Here is an 18,584-nt window from a genome sequence, read left to right on the forward strand (position 1 = left end):
CGCTGGACGTTACGGTGTGATCACCATCACTGCATCGTGTTCTACTTCTGGGGGCATTACATGAAACGTTCTATGGTCGCTTTAGCGGGCGCTCTTGCGCTTGCGCTTACGGGCGCAGCCTCTCCGGCTTTTGCCACGACAAGCATTACGCCGGCGCAAATAACAACTGGGTTCGCGGGCTCCGCATACGGGTCCTACATTTTCAACACCGACAAAACACTGACCTCAGGTCCGACAGCGAGTGCCAGTATTGCCTGCACTGGCGCTACGGGTAAGACGGCCTCCAACAATGTCAGCGGGCTCAACGTCCCCGCGGTTGGAACGGTCGGCAATGCATCCACGACCGTCAAAACACTGCTCACCACAACCGGTAAGCGTATTGAGGGCAAGTCGACGGTTGCCGGGGCAAACCTGCTGGGTGGTCTCATCACCGCAGGTGCCATAACGTCCGAGAGTACCGCTGAGAAGAACACGGCGGGGGCTTTTGCCGGGACAAACCAAACAACTATCGCGGACCTCAAGGTACTAGGCATTGCGGTGAATGCCAGCACCGCCGCCAATACGGTTATTGACCTCAAAGTGCCGCTACTTGGGTCAGTCGGAAAAGTTACCTTGAATGGCCAGGAGAAGCGGTTGGTCGGCACAACGTACCAAGTTTCAACTACAGCCTTGAGGGTGGAAATCCTGAAGGCAGGGCTGCTGGGTCTGAAGGTTGGTACGGACATCCGCCTCGGGGTAAGCAACGTCAAGTTGACGCCGCCGCAGACCGGCTACCTGGCAGGCACAGGTTATGGCACAAGGGCCACCCTGGCATCCGGTCTCATTGGATCCGGCCCCACTGCGCTGGCATCCGTCAAATGCAGTGGAGGAACCACCACAGCAAACGTAGCGGCAGTGAACATCCCCGGTGTGGCCTCGACTGGAGCATCGGTCACGACGGCTACCGGTGTTCTGACACCTGAGGCTAAGAGCGCCGTGGTCAACACCATTGGTGGAGTCAATGTTCTGAATGGCGTCATCCAGGTTGAAGCTATTAAGGCAGAAACGAGTGCAAGTCGTGCTCCCGGAGGGGGTGCAGTTAAGCTGACGGACACGTCGACCTTCACGAATCTCCGGATCGCGGGTTTGCCGGCAATCAACGCATCCGTTGCGCCAAACACCGTCATTCAGGTGCCAGGACTCGGCCAAGTCACACTCCATAAAGTGAGCAAGTCCTCCACCACGATCATTGTCACAATGGTCGAGATCGTACTTAGTCAAGCGCTGGGCACTCTCCCTACAGGGTCAAAAATACAAATCGGGTACTCCAACTCAAGTGTCGGAGCATAAACGCATGGTGTTCTGATTCCTCCTACCAAGCGATATCCACAGCAAGAACATCAGGTCCCGTCAACGTCTGGTTGGCGGGACCTGATGGTGGAGCAGGGCACCTTCCAATCGGGCTTAGGATGCGTCACCGGGTGGGCTGCGTCAACCACAAGGTTTGCGTGATTTTGGGATCAGGAAGCAACTGGGACTGGGCCACGGCATCGGATAGTGTCGTCTGCGGGCGAAGGCCCCACTACCAATACAAGTACTCCAGGAGAACCCCACTGTTATGAGACGCGCACTCGCTGCTGCAATGATCACGTTCGCCCTTGCTGGGTGTTCGGCTCCGAACCAGTCGGAGCCATCGCCTACGGCGTCACAGTCCAAACCAGCAGTCCCAAAGGTGACGGATGAGCAGAGCGCTGACCTCATGAAGCGCATCTCTCCAGTGGCTCCTAAATTCACGCAAGAAGAGATAGCAGCCAACTCCCGCTACGTTTGTGCGGCCATACTCCAAGGCGGCAGTGACAAAGCGCTCGTTGCGACTGTGGTCAAGTATTTCAACCGCGCAGACGATCCCATAGCGGATACCGAGGCGGCAGGGGTTGTCGAGGCCATCCGGGCCAACGGCTTCTGCAAGGGCAACGCTGCGTCGTAGCGGTTTGCTGCCCGTAGCCCTCCGTCAGCACGGCCCGGACCGGGCGTTCTCTGATCGCGGCTGGACTGAAGCCCGGTGACACCGAGTAACCTAACTGAAAATGGCCAGGGCCAGTTCAGAAGCCCACGGGCCATGAGAAAGCCCCTGTACACGGCCACTATCCGTGTACAGGGGCAAAAGATCTTTAGGAGCTGCGGCCAGCTTTGGTTCTAGTTTCCTTTTTCCAGAGCGTGGGCGGTGACGTAGGCGCCCAACTGGTCCTTGGACAGGGCGCCCGCGATCTCAGAAATGGCTGTTGTGTCTGCCACAACAATTGATTGGCCGTCGGCTGAACTGCCTGTGCCGAGAGTGGGCAAAGTGAACATCACAGTGTCGTTTGCCCGGAGATCCTTCATACCAAGCGCGAGGGTGCCAATGGCTCCCGCGTCGAAGCTCTTGTCCACGCTGATGAAGGGAGACACTGCAGAAACCATACTGTTGACAGTCACCGGATTGGTCAGTGTTTCCCGGGCAATCGTCTTGCTGATGATTGCCTTCATGTATGCCTGCTGGTTCCGTACGCGCTGGTAGTCACCGTCGCTGAAGGAATATCGTTCACGCACAAAGCCAAGGGCTTCATCGCCGTTCAGGGTCTGCTTGCCTGCCTCATAGTAGTGGCCCTTCATGGGACCCTTTGCCGGCGCGAAGGGGATCTTCACATCGACTTCGACGCCCCCCAAGGCGTCGGTGAGGCCCTTAAAGCCTTCAAAGTCGACCATGGCGACGTGATCAATGCGCTGTTGGAACAGGGACTCTACAGTTTGGACCATCAATGGCACGCCGCCCAGAGCCAAAGCAGAGTTGATCTTCGACTCGCCCTTACCGGGAATGTCCACCCATAGATCACGCATGAGTGAAACGGCATAGACATTCTTGCGATCCGCCGGAATGTGCACAAACATCAGAGTGTCAGCGCGTTGGTCTGTGGATGCCTGGGTATCAACGTCAAGTTCCGCTGAGCCTCGGGTGTCGCTGCCCATGACAAGGATATTCATCGCCGCAGTGCCGTTTACGGGCTCTGCTTTCTGAGGTCTTGTCGACTCTTCAGGAAAGGCAGCCTCAATCTTGGTGGTCCCGGAGTTGAATGTCTGGGCCAGGTTATAGAAGTAGGCACCCCCGATCAGGCCGGCAACGAGCACGGCCGCGGCGAAGCCGAGAAGCACGTTCCGGACTGTTTTCTTTCCGCTTTTCTCACGTCTGGGACGGGACACTGCAGTAGGATTTTCGGTGTCGTTCGGGAGCGTCATGAGTTCCTTGGTGTTGGCGTCAGCAGCGTTGATTCTATCAAGGTGCAAATACGCCGTCGGCAAACTCCGCAGTCCGGCCGTCGCTCTCGCCGCGGCTGACGTTCACCTTGTAGGCGGTTCCTGGAGGCAGTGTTGCGCCAGCAAGACGAATCACTATGGACTCCAGTCGCGGGTTTGCGCCGCTGTCCTCACTGTGCATCTCTGTCATGCTTGAGGGCTCCGATTCGCGCTCATGGGTTGTACCGTCATCGGAGGTCCAAACTACCCTTGCGTTACTGCCGGCGAGGTTGAATCCGCTGACGTTGACCACGCCTGCGCTTTCGTCTACAACGGCGTCAGTGACGATTGGCGAGGAGTGACCAGACCGCAATTGCTCCTTCAGTGGCCCGTCAGTGCCCTTGCACGTGAAGTAGGGATCCCACATGAAGGAAATCACTTTGGCAGTCCCAGCCATCTGTTGAAGCTGGCGATCCATCCTCTCCAGAGTGGTTTGTCCCCGGAGGCTGTTGCCGCATGTATTCGTCTTTGTGGCGGGGGCCATGCCCTCCAAATTTGCCCACAAGGCAGCCCGGGTTCCCGAGAGGCCCTCCGCTGCCGCCCGGAAGTAATCCCTGTTTGGGGCGACATATTTCTCGCCCCAGGTGCCCTTGCCGACAATAGTGGCCGCAAAAGCATCCACGGCTTCTGTCGCCTCGCTGGGCAGATAGGCCGCGCCTTTCCCAGTTCCCATCCCATCCTGGATCGCGATGTTCAAAGCGATGCCTTCCGAGGTTTGGGCGATCCGACGCATCCCCAGCCGCGCATCCTGCGGGGTGACGTTGGATGCTGCGGCCCGGGATTCTATATATGGACTAATGATCGCGGAACGTGTTGGAAGAACTCGCTGGATTGCGTTGTTTTGCATTTTGTAAAGAGATAAGACCGGATCGAAAAATGGATTGGAGCTGACCGGCATCTCGAAATGGTGGTAAAAGCCGGCAAGACCAGGTACATCATTATTGGCGGACTGGTACTCGAGGAAGCGTTCTGTGAAAAGGTCAAGCGTGGTCGCGTAGGAAAGATCTGGGAGGTAGTCCACGTCGGTCCTTTTAACCGGTGCTGGAAGACCCGCGTAGAACTTCATGCCAAGTTCCGTCGCTGCCGTGGACAAAGCGACGGCTGGATCTTCGGCGGACTCTGTGCTCCCTCCCACTACCACTACGTCATAGGTTCCGTCCGGAGAATGGCAGTCTCGGCCCACACTGGGCAGAACCACGATCGTGTAGGACTTGCCTTTGGATGAGAGGTTCCTGTCCTTGGGGCATTTCAGCATTGAGACACCCCAGTGGCTTCCGTCGGAGTACGTGAAGAATCGACGAACGCTCAGAGAGGCGCTGACGAATTCTCCGCAAGGACTTCCTTCGATCACGCAGTCCGCTGGAAGGGTGGACTCCGTAGCGGGGCGCAAGAGAGTGCCAAAAGTGATCGCGGTATCTCCGCCCACTCCTTTAATGTCGGCCATCTTTTCCCGATTCGCCGAGGGATCCGTGTTGGCCGTGATGAAGTAGCCGCTGATGGGATGAGTCGGCGGCGAAGCGGGGGCGTTGGGCGTGGCGGCGTTGTTGGGTGTACCGGGGTTATTGTCCCAGGGAGCGAAGATCGCGCCCACGACGACCAGGAGGGCCGCGAGCACGGCAACGACCCATCGCCTCTTTCCTCTGGAGAGTGGCCTCTGCGGCGATGACTGTCGGGAGAGGTTAGGGGGTGTCATGTATTCCTCTGAATCGACATCAGCAGAGACGACTCTACCAAGGGAGGCCAATGTCCCGGCCCCGTCGGGCGGGCTCCCGGCGGATCTCCGCGGCTGAGGGGACGGGTCTAGTCCATACGATAAACTAATGCGGGTCACCCTTTCGTGGAGGGAGACGTTCGCGCGCCGTCATGTCTCGGGTGGTAGCGATAGTTGGATCGTAGATAGCGTTCTGAAATACATACAACGGGGGGAAAGTTGGGCACTGTAATCAAACGTGTTCAAGCCGTGCTCGTGGTCCTTATGCTGGCCATTCTCGGGTTCATTGGCACCCAGCCCGCCTTGGCAACCGAGTTGGAGCCGGGGCCCGGGAACGAAACCGGGCAACCGACCGACCCTGGAACACCGACGAAACCTGTTGAGCCGCCAGTCGTTGTGCCTCCCGTCCTGGAGCCGGCCCCGACTCTCACACCGCTGGAGCCTGAAAAAAGCCCGGACCCCGTTCCTCCTGTAGTAGAGCCGGCACCCGTTGCTCCGCCTGTCACCGAGCCCGTAGCCCCGCCTGCTGCTGAGCCAGTCACTCCGGCTCCCGCGCAAGAAACACTCATGCCAGTCTTGCCTTCTGATGCTGGGATTCAAGGCTATGTTGAGGAACCTCTGGCTCCAGTTGAATCGACGACAGCACCGCCGGAGCCCACGCCGACCCCAACGCCAACGCCCTTGGCTACAAAGACAGCCGCTCCGCCTGTGGCCAGCGCTGACATTGCTGGCCCGCTGAAGGTTGCGCTGGCGCCCGTCGCTGAAAACAACCCCATTGTCCAAGGCGTTACCGTCCTCGTGCTGATTCTGCTGGGTGTTGCGTACTTCCGCGCTCTGCGCTCCAAGGGGAGTCCTCGGCCCCGTCTTAACGGCAAGTAGGCCCATGGGTAATTCCCTCACCGGGGACAGGGCTGCGGAAAATCCCGCGCCACCGATGCGCCTCATGCTCCTCACTCACTCGTACTGGCCCGAACATAGCCCGCCTCAACGTAGATGGGCTTCCCTCACCCGGGAATTCCGCAAGGCGGGGTGGGACATTGACGTCGTCGCGCCTGTAGCGCATTATCCGAATGGCCGGCGGAACCTGCCCCGCAGGCAAGCAGGACTGGCTTTCTCACACCAACGAGGGTTGCACGGCGAGGTTATCCGCCGCGTCCCCTATCTGCGACATATGGGCACTTCATCCCTGGCTCGATTCGTGGATCAGCTCTTCTCGGCCATAATGTCTGTCCCTGTGGGCCTGGGAGGCAAGAAGCCCGACGCCATACTCGCCACGGCTCCCAGCCTGCCTACCTTAGCTACCGGCTATCTGCTCTCCAAGCTCAGGGGAGTCCCTTTTATTGTTGAGATGCGTGACGCTTGGCCGGACCTGGCCCGCGACGCCCGTATCGTTCAGGGCAGCGTGAAGAGCGTCGTGGAGCACGCTGTGGAGTTCTTGCAGCAACGGGCCGACTTGGTTGTAACAGTGACCGAAGGGTTCGCTGACACGCTCAGGGCGAGGGGCATCAAGCACGTAGCTACTGTAAGTAATGGCCTGGATCTCCATACCGTCCCGTTTCTGGATCCGCCTGCCCTTGACCGTAAGGAGTTTCGTGCTCTGTATCTTGGAAATCACGGCAAGAGCCAGAAACTGGACATCCTGATCCGGGCCAGCGCGTTGTTGGGGGATGGATTTCACCTTACTTTGGTCGGGCAAGGAACCACCCGACCTCAACTGGTCAAGCTGGCGAGAGAGTTGAATGCGCCAGTGACGTTCTATCCGTCGCTTCACGGACCAGCGGTGCTGGAAAAATATAGGGAAACAGACACTTGTATCGTGTCCCTTCGCGATGACTGGAAATCGTTTGAAACGACCGTTCCGTCCAAGACCTACGAGGTTTTGGCGATCGGCAGGCACGTGACGGCAATCGTTCGGGGTGAGGCTGAGCGAATTGTCCGTGAGGCCAAGGCAGGCGACGTGGTTCATGCCAGTCCTGAAGCGGTTGCTCAACTATGGCGCGAGCTTGCCCAGGATCGCCAAAGGTTGGCGGCAGGTAAAAGTGGCAGGGACTGGGTGAGCGAGCACGCGGACTATGCCCACCTCGCCGTTCAATATATGCGAGAGATCGCAACGGTAATCAGCGAGAATTCCCGTGCCGCAGGACGGCGGAATTCAAGGTGATCCACGTGATAAACAACTTCAGGTTGGCCGCAAGCACTGTCATTGAGCATCTGACGGAGGCACCATTCATGCTGGTGCTCATGGTGCTGCGACGGCTGCCCTCATCCGTTGTTGGACCTGCTGCGGCGATGGTCGCCAAGGTGGCGCCAAGATCCGGTAAGCCGTTATTTTTACTCGCAAGCCACGCTGCCGGTGATGCCGCCGGGTTGGTAAAGCGGTTTGAGAGCGCCACGACACAAAAGATCAGTGCCAACCAGGCTCGGAAAGCAAGCGAAGTTGCCCTTGCGGCAGGACAGCCTGAATGGGCGGATAGGTTCTTGCAGCGGGCCGCGGGAGCTCGTCAAGTTCCCGCGACTTCGGCTAGACGCAAGTGGTACGACGGTGACATGTCTGGAGCCGTAGAGGTTCTGGCAGGTCAGTCTTCAGGGATGGCCAGACAGAGCGAGCGCCTGGCATCTGAGCTAAGGGTCTTTCAAGGCTGGCGTCCCGTTCTACCGAAACTGGGTTCCGCCCCGCAGCCCCGGCGCATCATGCACCTCTTGACAAATTCCGTGCCTCACACGGGTAGCGGTTACGCCCGGAGAAGTCACTCGATCCTCACGGCGCAACAGAACTCCGGTTGGGAGACGCTGGCCGTCACTCGCCTGGGGTATCCCGTGCAGATCGGTGCGCTCACAGCGCGGACGGTTGATGTGGTGGACGGGGTCCGCTACACGCGGCTGTTGCCAACGCACATGGCCAAGTCCATGGATGGTCGACTCCAGCAACAGGCTGATGAACTGCTGAAAACAGCTCGAAGCTTCAAGCCGGCTGTTCTCCACACGACTACCCACTTCGTGAATGGCTTGGTTGCGCGGGAAGTAGCCAGCGCCTTGGACATACCCTGGGTTTACGAAGTACGAGGCCAGCTGGCCGATACGTGGGCATCGACCCGCGGAGATGATGCCCGGGACAGCGAACGATACCGATTGTTTGTGGAGCGCGAGGCCGATGTAATGCGCAGCGCAGACTTGGTGGTAACTCTTGGTGAGGCCATGAAAAGCAATATTGTTGCATTGGGAGTCCCGGCAAACAATGTTCTGATCTGTCCAAATGCCGTAGGCGGGTCCTACTTGAACGAACCGCTCGAGCATGAGGCGGCGCGACTGGCCCTGGGCTTGGACCCAGGAGGGCTCTACATAGGAACGGTCAGCAGCCTTGTGGACTATGAGGGCATTGATGATCTCGTCACAGCATTTGCACTGCTTGCACCTCGGCTGTCAAAGTTGAAGTTGATCATCGTAGGAGATGGGGCGGCCGCGTCTGCACTTCAGGATCAGGTCCGGCGACTGGGTTTGTCGGAACGGACTCATTTCGCAGGGCGGGTGCCGGCCGCACAAGCGCATCTCTTCCACCAGGCTTTGGACGTATTCGTTGTGCCCCGGAAGGACCTCGCCGTAACAAGGGCGGTCACGCCGCTAAAGCCAGTCGAGGCGTTGGCATCGGGAAGGCCTGTAGTTGCCAGTGATCTTGGTGCCCTACGGGAAATTGTGCATGACGGGGTAAACGGCCGTTTGGTGGGTGCGCAGGAACCTCAAGCGCTGGCTGAAGCACTGTTTGAATTGCTTGGGGATGCAGGGCTGCGTCGCCGCTTTGGCGCCGCAGGCCGCCGGGAAGTCCTGGCCACTCGGACTTGGAAGGCGAACGCAGATCTGTATGGCAAGGCTTACGAGACATTGAGGGGCAACTGATGCCAGAGGACGGTATGGCAACGCCTGCGGCGCCTTTGTGCACCCACGACGACGGACTGGTTCAGTTGGTTTGGGCTTGCAACGCAGTGTGCTCGAAACGATCAAGGAGAACCATTTAGTGTCGGCAAAGAAGGCTAAGCTTCCACCGCCGGCGGCCATACAGCCGTTGTCGGTAGACATCAGGAAGCTCTCCAGAGTGGGATCCCGCCCGGGGTTTCTCGACTACCTGGTCCAGTTGTGGGACTATCGTCAGTTTATTTTCTACGACGCCCGGGCCCGGGTGCAGAGTGGAACACGAAAGGACCGGCTCGGCAGCGCATGGCTTCTGCTGAATCCTGTCTTTAACGGTTTGACGTACTACTTCGTGTTTGGACTGTTGCTACAGACCAGCCATGGCATCGAGAATTTCGTCGGCTATTTGGTGGTTGGAATCTTCCTCTTCCAATTCAGCGCTGGCGCAATCACCTCAGGCGCGCGTTCCATCCGTAACGGCAAGTCGGTCGTCCAAGCATTTAATTTTCCCCGGGCAGCTCTGCCTCTGGGGGCCAACATGCGAGAGATGCTCTCTGCTGTGCCACTCATCCTGGGAATGCTTCTTCTCATAGTTCTGGTGCCGCCTGCGGAAAAGGTCAGCCTCTTGTGGCTGCTGACCATTCCAGCGGTGATCCTTCAAGGCGTCTTCAATCTTGGGATTGGACTGATCCTTGCTCGGATTATCTCCAAGGTGCATGACATTACGCACCTTCTTCCGTTCGCTATTCGTGCTTGGATGTACGGCTCTGCTGTTTTCTACTCCTACGAACGTTTCGTTTCCGATCCGACAATTCTGGCGGTGATGAAGTTCAATCCGCTCTTCAATGTCATCGACATCGTTCGGAGCTGTGTCCTCTACGACCGTGTTCCTGCTTGGGAGTCGTGGGCCACTTTGGGTGTAGTAGCGCTGGGAGCACTTTTGGTTGGTTTCGTATTTTTCTGGCAGGGGGAGGAGACCTATGGGCGCGATTGATTCGACTGCTTTTTTGGATGGTCCCCCTTGTGTTGTCATCGACAAGGTCCGGATGACCTACAGGGTGCCATCTTCCGACGGACGCAGTACGTCAAGCAGAAGGGGTATCAGAGGCAGGATTACGAGTCTGCTGGAACGACCGAACCTGGTTACTGTATCCGCGCTCAAAGAGATCTCTTTGGTCGTGGAAAGAGGCGAATCAGTGGGCATTATTGGCCGGAATGGTTCTGGCAAGAGCACAATGATGAAGCTGATCAGCGGACAGGTCGCTCCCACTCATGGCGCTGTCTATGCTTCGAGCACCCCGGTCCTGCTTGGCGTAAATGCCGCATTGGTCCCCGAACTATCCGGTGATCAGAACGTTGTCCTGGGCTGCTTGGCCATGGGCATGACCAGAGAACAGATCGATGCACGTTTTGACAGTATTGTCGAGGTCTCTGGGTTGGATTCCGCTATCTTCCTGCCGATGAAGACATACTCCTCAGGCATGGCTTCACGATTGCGCTTTGCCATCGCGGCATCCGTTAATCCGGAAATCCTGTTGGTGGATGAGGCGCTGAATACTGGCGATGCCCAGTTCAATAACCGAAGTAAAGCGCGCATGGATGAGCTACGCGCTCAAGCGGGTTGCGTTTTCATTGTCAGTCACGGCCTGGATACGATCCGGGACATGTGCAGCCGGGTGATCTGGCTGGACAAGGGCGAGCTCATCATGGACGGGCCCGCTGAAGACGTGACAGCTACTTACAAAGACTTCTCATCCAACCTTTCCCGCGGAAACAATCTCACCGCGGCCGGCATCAAGGATGAAGCCCGGGCAAACCTTGTCGCTACACGTGTGCTCGAGCGAGCCAGCGGGCGCCGAATGGAAGGACGCTGACATGTTGCTGGTCGATGACATCCGCAAAGCTGCCTGGCATTTTCGGCAAGGAGGCCTGAACCAACTACTGGAGTGGCGCAGGAGACAAAAAGTCGAGAAACGAATCGACAGTTCCCGAGGCCAACGTAAGGTGAGGGCTGGGTCTGGGCCGGAGCCTTCCAACCTGGCTGCCTTTGGGCCGTATCGGATTCCTGATCGCAGGCCTCGGCGCCAGGACCTTACGGTCGGCGTGATTCTTGATGACTTCTCCAGTGCTGCGTACTCGTACGAGTGGAACCTGTTGCATCTTCGGAAAGACTCATGGAAGGAGCAGTTGGCGGAAACGTCGATTGATTTCCTATTTGTAGAGTCCGCCTGGAACGGCAATCAGGGCTCATGGAAGTACCAGCTCATGGGCACATCCGGACCAAAGCCTGAGTTCTTGGCGCTGGTGGCTTGGTGTCGAAGACAGGGGATTCCCACTGTCTTCTGGAACAAAGAGGATCCGCCTCACTACGATGACTTCCTCCCAGCGGCTCGCGAGTTCGATGCGGTTTTCACCAGTGACTCAGACCGCATCCCGTCCTATCAGAAGGACTTGGGCCACGTCCGCGTAGCAGCTCTGCCGTTTGCCGCTCAACCAGCAATTCACAATCCGATCCGCATTGGCCAAGGTCGCCACTCCAGGGGCGTCGCCTTCGCTGGAATGTACTTCGCCCATAAGTACCCTGAACGCCGGCAGCAGATGGATCTGCTTCTGAACGCGGCAAGGGATGCGTCGTCAAAGTCCGGGCCAAGGCTCGATATCTTTTCGCGTCAGCTTGGTGGTGACTCCGGCTACCAGTTCCCAGTACCTTTTGATGAACATGTGGTCGGAAGTCTGGATTACGCGAAAATGTTGACCGCTTACCGGGCCTACAAGGTATTTCTCAACGTCAATTCGGTTGTGGGATCGCCCAGCATGTGTGCCCGGCGGATTTTCGAAATTACCGCTTCGGGGACGCCTATAGTGTCAACACCCAGCGCGGCTATTGGCCACTTCTTTGCATCTGACGAGGTCTTCGTTGCAGGCTCGCAAGAGCAAGGTGAGCACCAGATCAGAATGTTGGCGCGGAGCTCCGAACTCAACGATCGGGTAGTACATAGGGGACAGCGGCGTATCTGGAACGAACACACCTATGCCCATAGGGCGGAAATGATCGTCGCATCTGTTCTCCCGGAGAAGCTCCGACCGATTGCAGTGCCAACGGTCAGCGCGCTCGTACCAACCATCAGGCCACATCAGCTGGAGCACGTCTTCGCAACCATCGGCAGTCAAACGGACGTAGACATTGAGCTGGTTCTTCTGACGCACGGCTTCGAAGCAGCCCTCGACTATGTTGAGGAACTGGCCGCAAAGTACGGAGTTGAACGCTTCAAGCTTCTGACCGCGTCGAGGGACGTGACATTGGGTGAATGCCTGAACCGCTGCGTCGCAGCCTCTTCACATGAAGTGCTCACGAAGATGGATGACGATGACTACTACGGTCCTCAGTATCTTGTGGACCTTTTGCACGCATTGGACTACTCGGATGCCGACGTCGTAGGTAAGCAAGCGCACTACATGCACTTTCAATCGAGCAAAGCCACTGTGCTCCGGACGGCCCATATGGAGCACCGGTTAACCCGATTCGTTGTGGGACCAACTATCACGGCGCGACGTGAGGTCTTTGAGTCCCATCCTTTTGAAGCTGTTAACCGCGGCGAAGATACAGCCTTTCTGAAGGCCGTCACCACCGCGGGTGGCTCCATTTATTCTGCTGACAGATTTAATTTCTGTCAGATGCGGCAGGGCGACGGTCATACCTGGGATGTCTCAGATGAAGAACTGGCTGCGTCCGGCGAAATCAGGTTCTTTGGAGATCCCAAAGAACAAATAACTGTTTAACAAAAAAGGGGAAGTAAATGACTCACATCAAAACTGTAGCTGTTGTCGGACTTGGATATATTGGGCTTCCGACGGCCGCCATCCTTGCGACCAATGGCATCAATGTTGTAGGAATTGACGTAAACCAAAACACGGTCGATGCCGTAAATCGTGGCGAGGTTCCATTCGTGGAACCTGACCTGGGTGTTCACGTGGCCGGTGCCGTGAGCCAAGGGCACCTCAAAGCAACAACTGAAACTCCGTCCGCCGAAGCGTACATCGTAGCCGTGCCTACTCCGTTCCGCGACGACCACTCTGCCGACCTGAGCTACATTGAAGCAGCTGCTCGTGGAATCGCACCCCAGCTCAAGGGCGACGAACTCGTGATTCTTGAGTCGACTTCGCCGCCTCGCGCTACGCGTCACATGGCTGATTACATTCTTGCGCTGAGGCCTGACCTTTCGTTGGACGGCGCCAACGGTGCACCGGTCATTCACTTCGCCCATTGCCCCGAGCGGGTTCTGCCTGGTCGTGTGATGATTGAACTGGTCACCAACGACCGAATTGTGGGTGGCATTACGCCTGCTGCTGCAGAACTGGCCAAAGACCTCTACGCGGTCTTCTGCCAGGGAGAAATTCTGGTTACGGATGATGTGACAGCCGAAATGGCCAAACTCGTGGAAAACTCGTACCGCGATGTGAACATTGCTTTCGCAAATGAACTTTCCATCATCAGTGACAAGCTCGGAATCGACGTCTGGGAATTGATCCGCTTGGCAAACCATCACCCGCGGGTTAACATCCTGCAGCCCGGTCCCGGCGTGGGGGGTCACTGCATCGCAGTGGATCCGTGGTTCATCGTGGCTGCTGCTCCGGAGGAAGCCCAGCTCATCCGCCAGGCTCGCATTACCAACGATTCGAAGCCGGAGTGGGTAGTGGAGAAGGCGCGCAAGGCTGCTGAAGCAGTTGGAGCTGCGCCGGTTATCGCCACCCTTGGGCTGGCGTTTAAGGCCAATATCGATGACCTGCGCGAGTCGCCGTCCATCGGCATTGCGGCCGCACTGGCTGAACAGCTTCCGACTGCGAAGCTTTTGGTTGTCGAACCACACGTCGAGTCCCTTCCTGCTGTGCTTCGGGACCGCTCGAATGTCGAACTCGTGGCCACGGAAGAGGCTATCTCCAAGGCTGACGTCATTGTGGTCCTGGTGGACCACGACGAGTTCAAGTCGATCTCTCCTGCGGCCTACGCCGGCAAGACCGTAATTGACTCCCGAGGCATCTGGGGTCCTGACGCGCATTCTGAGGCAGTTGCCACAGTAGCCCACGCCGTCAACTAACGACACTTCGGCTACCACAGAGGAAGACTGACTACTTTATGGACCGCAACAACGGGGACGTCGAGCAGATTCGGCAGGGCATTAGTCGTGCAGCACTTGCGCACAATGTCCAGATCGAAAAGCTGCAGGCAGAATTGCGCGACGCCTACCAGCGTGAAGTAGGGATGGCCTCTGTGGTAGCCGAGAGGCGGCAGTTCAGCCAGGAGCTTTTCACGGCCCGCCTTAAACTGGACATGTACCGTGAAAAATTGGCAGCCAGTCAAAAAGAACTGGCAGAGCGTGAGAAGAAGCTGAAAGCGTTGTCCAATTCGACACTCGGTCGGTTGCAACTGAAGTATTGGCGTCTGCGCAGGCGCAACGGACGGGGGAAGCCTTGATGAGTGACTCGGAGAATCGCCTTTGGCGTGCTAAAAAGCGCCTGGAGGAACTCGAATACTGCGAGACGTCATCGGACTCCCGGCAGGGCTTCTACACGTCTAAGCTCTACCTTGATTCCGTCCTCGCCGGGGAACCAATTTTACCGTCGACCACAAAACGGAGATACCTGACTCGACGGAATGCGTCGTTCATTCAGGGCTACATTGAGGACCTTCGTCCAGTCCTGGATGATCTCCCCGAAACTTTGGGTTCCAGAAGCCTCCATCCTCATGCGGTAGACGTCGCCATTATCGCCGACGAGTTCCTTTACAAAAGCTTCGACTCAACCGCACGTCTTGGTTACGTCACTCCGGAAAATTACCAGGAGATTGCCGGCAATGCTGGACTCTTGCTCATCGCAAGCACCTGGCGTGGACTAAACGGTGAATGGAAAGGGCTCGCGACTCCCGAATCGAAAAAACGGAAGCTTCTTCTTGAGACGGTCATCCCGTACTTCAGGGCCAAAGGGACACCCATCGCCTTCTATTCCAAGGAGGACCCGCCAAATTATCTTCAATTCCTTAGCATTGCCAAGGCGGCGGACCATGTTTTCACTTGTGCAGAGGAAAGCGTCCTGGACTACACCAAGGATTGCCTTGATGCTGCCTCCATTGGGGTTTTGAGCTTTGGCGTGAATCCATATCACCACTCACCGGTTTATTCGCGTAGACACCGCCTGCCGGATGTGTTGTTTGCTGGCTCGTGGCATACACAGAGGTATCCGGCGCGTCGGTCCGGGGCGAAAGCCATCTTCGACGGTGTCCTCGAATCGTCGCGGAACCTGGTAATCATTGATCGAAACTGGTCGTTGGAAAACAGTAGGTACTTCTTTCCGGAAGAGTATCTTCAGCACGTCGTACCATCCGTTGAGCATGATCTGCTTCTGAAGCTGCAGAGGATCTCGGATTTCAATATCAATCTGAATTCCGTTATATCCAGTGGTTCGATGTACGCGAACCGGGTTGTTGAACTTCAAGCCATGGGTTCAATGGTCTTGTCCAACTACAACGTGGGCGTTAACAACAGATTCCCCAACGTCCTGACGGCGCAGACTACGTCCGATGTGCGTGACGTTTTGGACGGAATATCAAAGACCACTCTCTATGAAGTCCAAATGGAAGGTCTCAGGCGGGCCTACTCTGATCACCTCGCGCACGACCGCATGGCAGAGATTTTGAAAGCGGCTGGGTTAGCGGAGGGAGCTTCTCCGGCAAGGGTGTGCGCCGTGGTTGAATCACAGTCGGAAGAACTTATGCGCACCCTCGAGGGACAAACCTACAAGGGGATAGAAACCCTGAGCCCGGAGCAGCTGCGGGAACGATACAACGAGTTCGATATCGCTGTTCCTGTGTCGGACAGGTTCAAATACGCGCCAACCTACGTCGAGGACCTGATCAACGCATTCAAGTATGCTGATGTTGATTTCGTCACGAAGTCAGTGCCAAACATCGCTGGAAACACAGGGTCGATGCCGGAGCACGAGTCATTTTCCGCTTTGCCAGAACCTGCTGCGGGTGCCGTGTGGCTCGACTCTGTTGCCGGGCAAGCGTACCGTCAGGGTGGCCGTGTGCAAGGGAATGGCTATGTACTCGATCCCCTGGGTATCACGGGACGCTTGGATACCTTGTCACTGATGGAACCGGCGTCAGTGCCTACAGAAAAGATTCTTTCCGTCATTGTGCCCGTTTACAACAACGGTCCGTTCCTTCTCCACAAATGCGTTAGGTCTCTTGAGCGATCGTCAATTTTTGCCAACATGGAGATCATTCTGGTTGATGATGGATCGACCGATCTACGCACGCACCAAATACTGGACGAATTGGCAGAGCGGCACAGACAAGTCACGGTCTTCAAGTTTGGTGATACTGGTTCGGGCAGTGCGTCCAGGCCGCGGAATAAGGGGCTGGAGCTGGCTACAGCGCCTTGGGTAACGTATCTGGATCCCGATAATGAAGCAATCTGTGACGGCTATGCAAAGCTCGTGCAATTGGCAGTAGATGAATCTCTGGATCTAGCCTGGGGCGACATGCTCAGATATTCGGACGGCATTAGGACTTTTCATAATTCCCGAAAATTGGGCCGGAATTTGGACACGTCATCCGCAGAGGGCGACGGCGACTCTGGCAGCCTCTTGAACCGCCTGGACTTCTACCCGATGAGTATCCAGGCCGCAGTGCTCAATTCGGCGTGGTTGAAGGATCTTCGTCTTGAGCAGCCTGTGGGCGCGCTTGGTCAGGATTCATTCTTCTTCCAGCAGTTGGTGCACTACGCTCGCAGGATCGATGTCCTCGAAGTGCCTATCCATATTTATTATGGCGCGGTACAAAATTCGGTGGTGAACACACTCGGTCCCCGGTTCTTCCAGAAGTACTTGCCTTTGGAGACAGCCCGTGCCGCGTGGCTGGAGGAAGTCGGCCTAATGTCCGACTACAAAGCAGGGCGTGCCCAAACTTTCATGAAGCATTGGTTTATCCACAAACTCAAGCGTGTACCAGAGAACGATATTGCCGAATGTGTTGAGCTGATCCAGCAACTGGGCCAAATTTACTCGCCCATATCCTGGGAAGATCCTGAAGTGTCAGCGATCATGGAGGGCGACACTTCAGCACTCCACCAGGCCTAAGCGCCGCATGACAATCGCCCCTACCCGCTCAGAGGGTTGGGGCGATTTCGGTTGGGGCTATTTGTGCTTGTGCATGTCGAAGCGTTCAAGCATCAGGCGCTCGTCCTGATATGCGGGGTGGTCAGCCCACAGCGACGGAGCGTGCCTCCACTTGTCGAGGTAGTAACGCAGAATCTCGCTGTTGGTCTGCTCCACGATCTTCGTGAGCGTATCAATGTGGATGTAGTGATAAACGTTAAACTGCCGACCGGTGAGCTTTTTGGAGAAGTTCGTGGGGTGCGCAATCATCTCCGCAGCAATCCAGGGTACCGGAACCTCAACAAGGTTCTCGCCGGGCACCAGAGCGAACTCTTGAAGGTGCTTCTGACCGGTCACCTTCGGCACGCTCCCAAAGGGATTGTAGGTCGTCTCCCCGATAGCCACCTTGAGCTGCGCTGCACGTTCAGCGCTGACTTTCAGCAAAAGCCTGTTGGGCGCAGGCCAAGAGAACCTACTCAAACGGACTTTGACCCTGCCCAACTTGCCGTCGCGAATGCTCAATGGGCCGGCTTTGAGCGCTTCCCCGGCCTGGTCCCCTTCTATGTTCGCAGGGAAGATGCCGGCAGAGGGAACCACTACCTGACAATCCGTCACTTGCACGTCGCTGCCAGTGGCTGTGAGCTGGAACGTGGCGTCACCTTCGAGTTTGTATCGGGAGTTCGCGAGTTCCGGGACGTCGTAGAGGCTGATGATGCTTTCCATGCCTCGCACGGACTTGTTGAACACCGCCCAGTCGCGGTCGTCGTTCGTGGACTTCGCGACGTCCAACAGGATGCACGTCGCTGTGGTCCAACCGTTGAGTGTGCAGTTCGGGAACGTGGCGGGGTACTCTTCGATAATCAGTCCCCCGTCGGCGGTGTAGCGGGCCACGCCGCCGTCCTGGACAGGGATGGTCAAGCTGTTCAAAACAGCCTTTAGTGGTTCACGGAAGCGTTCGGTGCCGGGGTAGGCCTGGAGCTTGCTCAGGACATCTACGTAACGGGACTGCGTGAGGCCGCTGTACCAGGTCCCCTTTTTGCTGGAAACCTTGGATCTTTCCTCGTCGTAGTTGAATACCAACCCGTCGTGCAGCGGCTCCATCATGGCGACGGAGACGTCTGCCACCTGAATGGCAGCCTTGAGGAATGCCGGGTCATCAGTGAGCCCATACTGGATCAAATAGTCCGTGATGACATACGGGCCATAAATGGGATGCGCCATCAGCACGCCATCAGTACGGCGGCCAGGATAGCCGTTGGGCAGGAATTCGATTCGGTAGTAATCCCAAATCGCCTTACGCTCCATACGAAGTGGCGGCAAACCAACCTCATATTCATTTGTTACATAGCCGGTGGCTGAGCCCATGAGTTCCCCATTTGTTAGGTTGGAATTACCAAAGACCAACGTTACCTGTTGGAACCGACAGGGCGGATGTTCAGACGGAAATTACAGTCACACTATTGCAGCCTGACGTTGATGGCGCCTTAACAACCAGACGTGCTTGTAG

14 protein-coding genes are annotated in these 18,584 nt (G+C 56.9%); 11 read left to right on the forward strand and 3 right to left on the reverse strand.

Annotated features, from left to right (window positions below):
- Positions 1 to 36: 36 nt before the first annotated feature.
- Both AC6JA3_RS05380 and AC6JA3_RS05385 read left to right on the forward strand, forming a co-directional pair.
- On the forward strand, positions 37 to 1,329 hold the full coding sequence (locus AC6JA3_RS05380) for a choice-of-anchor P family protein (RefSeq protein WP_497919946.1): 1,293 nt from the start codon (positions 37 to 39) through the stop codon (positions 1,327 to 1,329).
- Positions 1,330 to 1,597: 268 nt separating this feature from the next.
- Positions 1,598 to 1,966, forward strand: a complete 369-nt coding sequence (locus AC6JA3_RS05385) for a putative periplasmic lipoprotein (protein ID WP_497919948.1) — start codon at positions 1,598 to 1,600, stop codon at positions 1,964 to 1,966.
- A gap of 209 nt (positions 1,967 to 2,175) precedes the next feature.
- On the opposite strand, the gene AC6JA3_RS05390 is transcribed toward AC6JA3_RS05385, so the two are convergent.
- Positions 2,176 to 3,252, reverse strand: coding sequence for an LCP family protein (locus AC6JA3_RS05390; RefSeq protein WP_497919949.1), 1,077 nt, complete (start codon positions 3,250 to 3,252; stop codon positions 2,176 to 2,178).
- 37 nt (positions 3,253 to 3,289) lie between these two features.
- Positions 3,290 to 5,002, reverse strand: coding sequence for a DUF4434 domain-containing protein (locus AC6JA3_RS05395; protein WP_497919950.1), 1,713 nt, complete (start codon positions 5,000 to 5,002; stop codon positions 3,290 to 3,292).
- Between the two features lie 699 nt (positions 5,003 to 5,701).
- Here AC6JA3_RS05395 and AC6JA3_RS05400 point away from each other — a divergent pair.
- From AC6JA3_RS05400 to AC6JA3_RS05440, 9 genes are all read left to right on the forward strand, one after another.
- Positions 5,702 to 5,899: a hypothetical protein gene (locus AC6JA3_RS05400; protein ID WP_497919951.1), complete on the forward strand. Its 198-nt coding sequence runs from the start codon at positions 5,702 to 5,704 to the stop codon at positions 5,897 to 5,899.
- Between the two features lie 64 nt (positions 5,900 to 5,963).
- Positions 5,964 to 7,181 carry a glycosyltransferase family 4 protein gene (locus AC6JA3_RS05405; protein ID WP_497920621.1) on the forward strand — a complete coding sequence of 406 codons (1,218 nt, stop codon included), beginning with the start codon at positions 5,964 to 5,966 and terminating at the stop codon, positions 7,179 to 7,181.
- 5 nt (positions 7,182 to 7,186) lie between these two features.
- Entirely contained in the window at positions 7,187 to 8,911 is a 1,725-nt protein-coding gene (locus AC6JA3_RS05410; protein ID WP_497919952.1) for a glycosyltransferase, read from the forward strand.
- Positions 8,912 to 9,029: 118 nt separating this feature from the next.
- On the forward strand, positions 9,030 to 9,917 hold the full coding sequence (locus AC6JA3_RS05415) for an ABC transporter permease (RefSeq protein ID WP_497919953.1): 888 nt from the start codon (positions 9,030 to 9,032) through the stop codon (positions 9,915 to 9,917).
- Positions 9,904 to 10,797 (forward strand): ABC transporter ATP-binding protein, encoded by an 894-nt coding sequence (locus AC6JA3_RS05420; RefSeq protein ID WP_280623375.1) that lies wholly within the window; start codon positions 9,904 to 9,906, stop codon positions 10,795 to 10,797. The genes AC6JA3_RS05415 and AC6JA3_RS05420 overlap by 14 nt, the downstream gene beginning before the upstream one ends.
- 1 nt (position 10,798) lies before the next feature.
- Complete coding sequence (locus AC6JA3_RS05425; protein WP_497919954.1) at positions 10,799 to 12,703, forward strand: glycosyltransferase family protein; 1,905 nt, start codon at positions 10,799 to 10,801, stop codon at positions 12,701 to 12,703.
- A 17-nt stretch (positions 12,704 to 12,720) separates the two neighbouring features.
- A complete protein-coding gene (wecC, locus tag AC6JA3_RS05430; RefSeq protein WP_497919955.1) occupies positions 12,721 to 14,019 on the forward strand; it encodes a UDP-N-acetyl-D-mannosamine dehydrogenase in 1,299 nt (432 codons plus the stop codon).
- A gap of 38 nt (positions 14,020 to 14,057) precedes the next feature.
- Entirely contained in the window at positions 14,058 to 14,396 is a 339-nt protein-coding gene (locus AC6JA3_RS05435) for a hypothetical protein (RefSeq protein WP_497919956.1), read from the forward strand.
- Positions 14,396 to 17,059, forward strand: a complete 2,664-nt coding sequence (locus AC6JA3_RS05440; RefSeq protein ID WP_497919957.1) for a glycosyltransferase — start codon at positions 14,396 to 14,398, stop codon at positions 17,057 to 17,059. Before AC6JA3_RS05435 ends, AC6JA3_RS05440 begins: the two co-directional genes overlap by 1 nt.
- Before the next feature lie 57 nt (positions 17,060 to 17,116).
- Here the strand turns inward: AC6JA3_RS05440 and AC6JA3_RS05445 are convergent, their stop codons facing one another.
- Positions 17,117 to 18,298, reverse strand: coding sequence for a D-glucuronyl C5-epimerase family protein (locus AC6JA3_RS05445; RefSeq protein ID WP_497919958.1), 1,182 nt, complete (start codon positions 18,296 to 18,298; stop codon positions 17,117 to 17,119).
- Between the last annotated feature and the right edge of the window lie 286 nt (positions 18,299 to 18,584).

Source organism: Arthrobacter sp. TmtSoilC79, assembly GCF_059739405.1.

Bases quoted from the DNA above. Each gene is read 5' to 3' on its own strand.
- AC6JA3_RS05385 (WP_497919948.1), top strand. From the start codon at position 1,598: ATGAGACGCGCACTCGCTGCTGCAATGATCACGTTCGCCCTTGCTGGG.
- AC6JA3_RS05390 (WP_497919949.1), bottom strand. From the start codon at position 3,252: ATGACGCTCCCGAACGACACCGAAAATCCTACTGCAGTGTCCCGTCCC.
- AC6JA3_RS05395 (WP_497919950.1), bottom strand. From the start codon at position 5,002: ATGACACCCCCTAACCTCTCCCGACAGTCATCGCCGCAGAGGCCACTC.
- AC6JA3_RS05405 (WP_497920621.1), top strand. From the start codon at position 5,964: ATGCTCCTCACTCACTCGTACTGGCCCGAACATAGCCCGCCTCAACGT.
- AC6JA3_RS05420 (WP_280623375.1), top strand. From the start codon at position 9,904: ATGGGCGCGATTGATTCGACTGCTTTTTTGGATGGTCCCCCTTGTGTT.
- AC6JA3_RS05425 (WP_497919954.1), top strand. From the start codon at position 10,799: ATGTTGCTGGTCGATGACATCCGCAAAGCTGCCTGGCATTTTCGGCAA.
- wecC (WP_497919955.1), top strand. From the start codon at position 12,721: ATGACTCACATCAAAACTGTAGCTGTTGTCGGACTTGGATATATTGGG.
- AC6JA3_RS05435 (WP_497919956.1), top strand. From the start codon at position 14,058: ATGGACCGCAACAACGGGGACGTCGAGCAGATTCGGCAGGGCATTAGT.
- AC6JA3_RS05440 (WP_497919957.1), top strand. From the start codon at position 14,396: ATGAGTGACTCGGAGAATCGCCTTTGGCGTGCTAAAAAGCGCCTGGAG.
- AC6JA3_RS05445 (WP_497919958.1), bottom strand. From the start codon at position 18,298: ATGGCGCATCCCATTTATGGCCCGTATGTCATCACGGACTATTTGATC.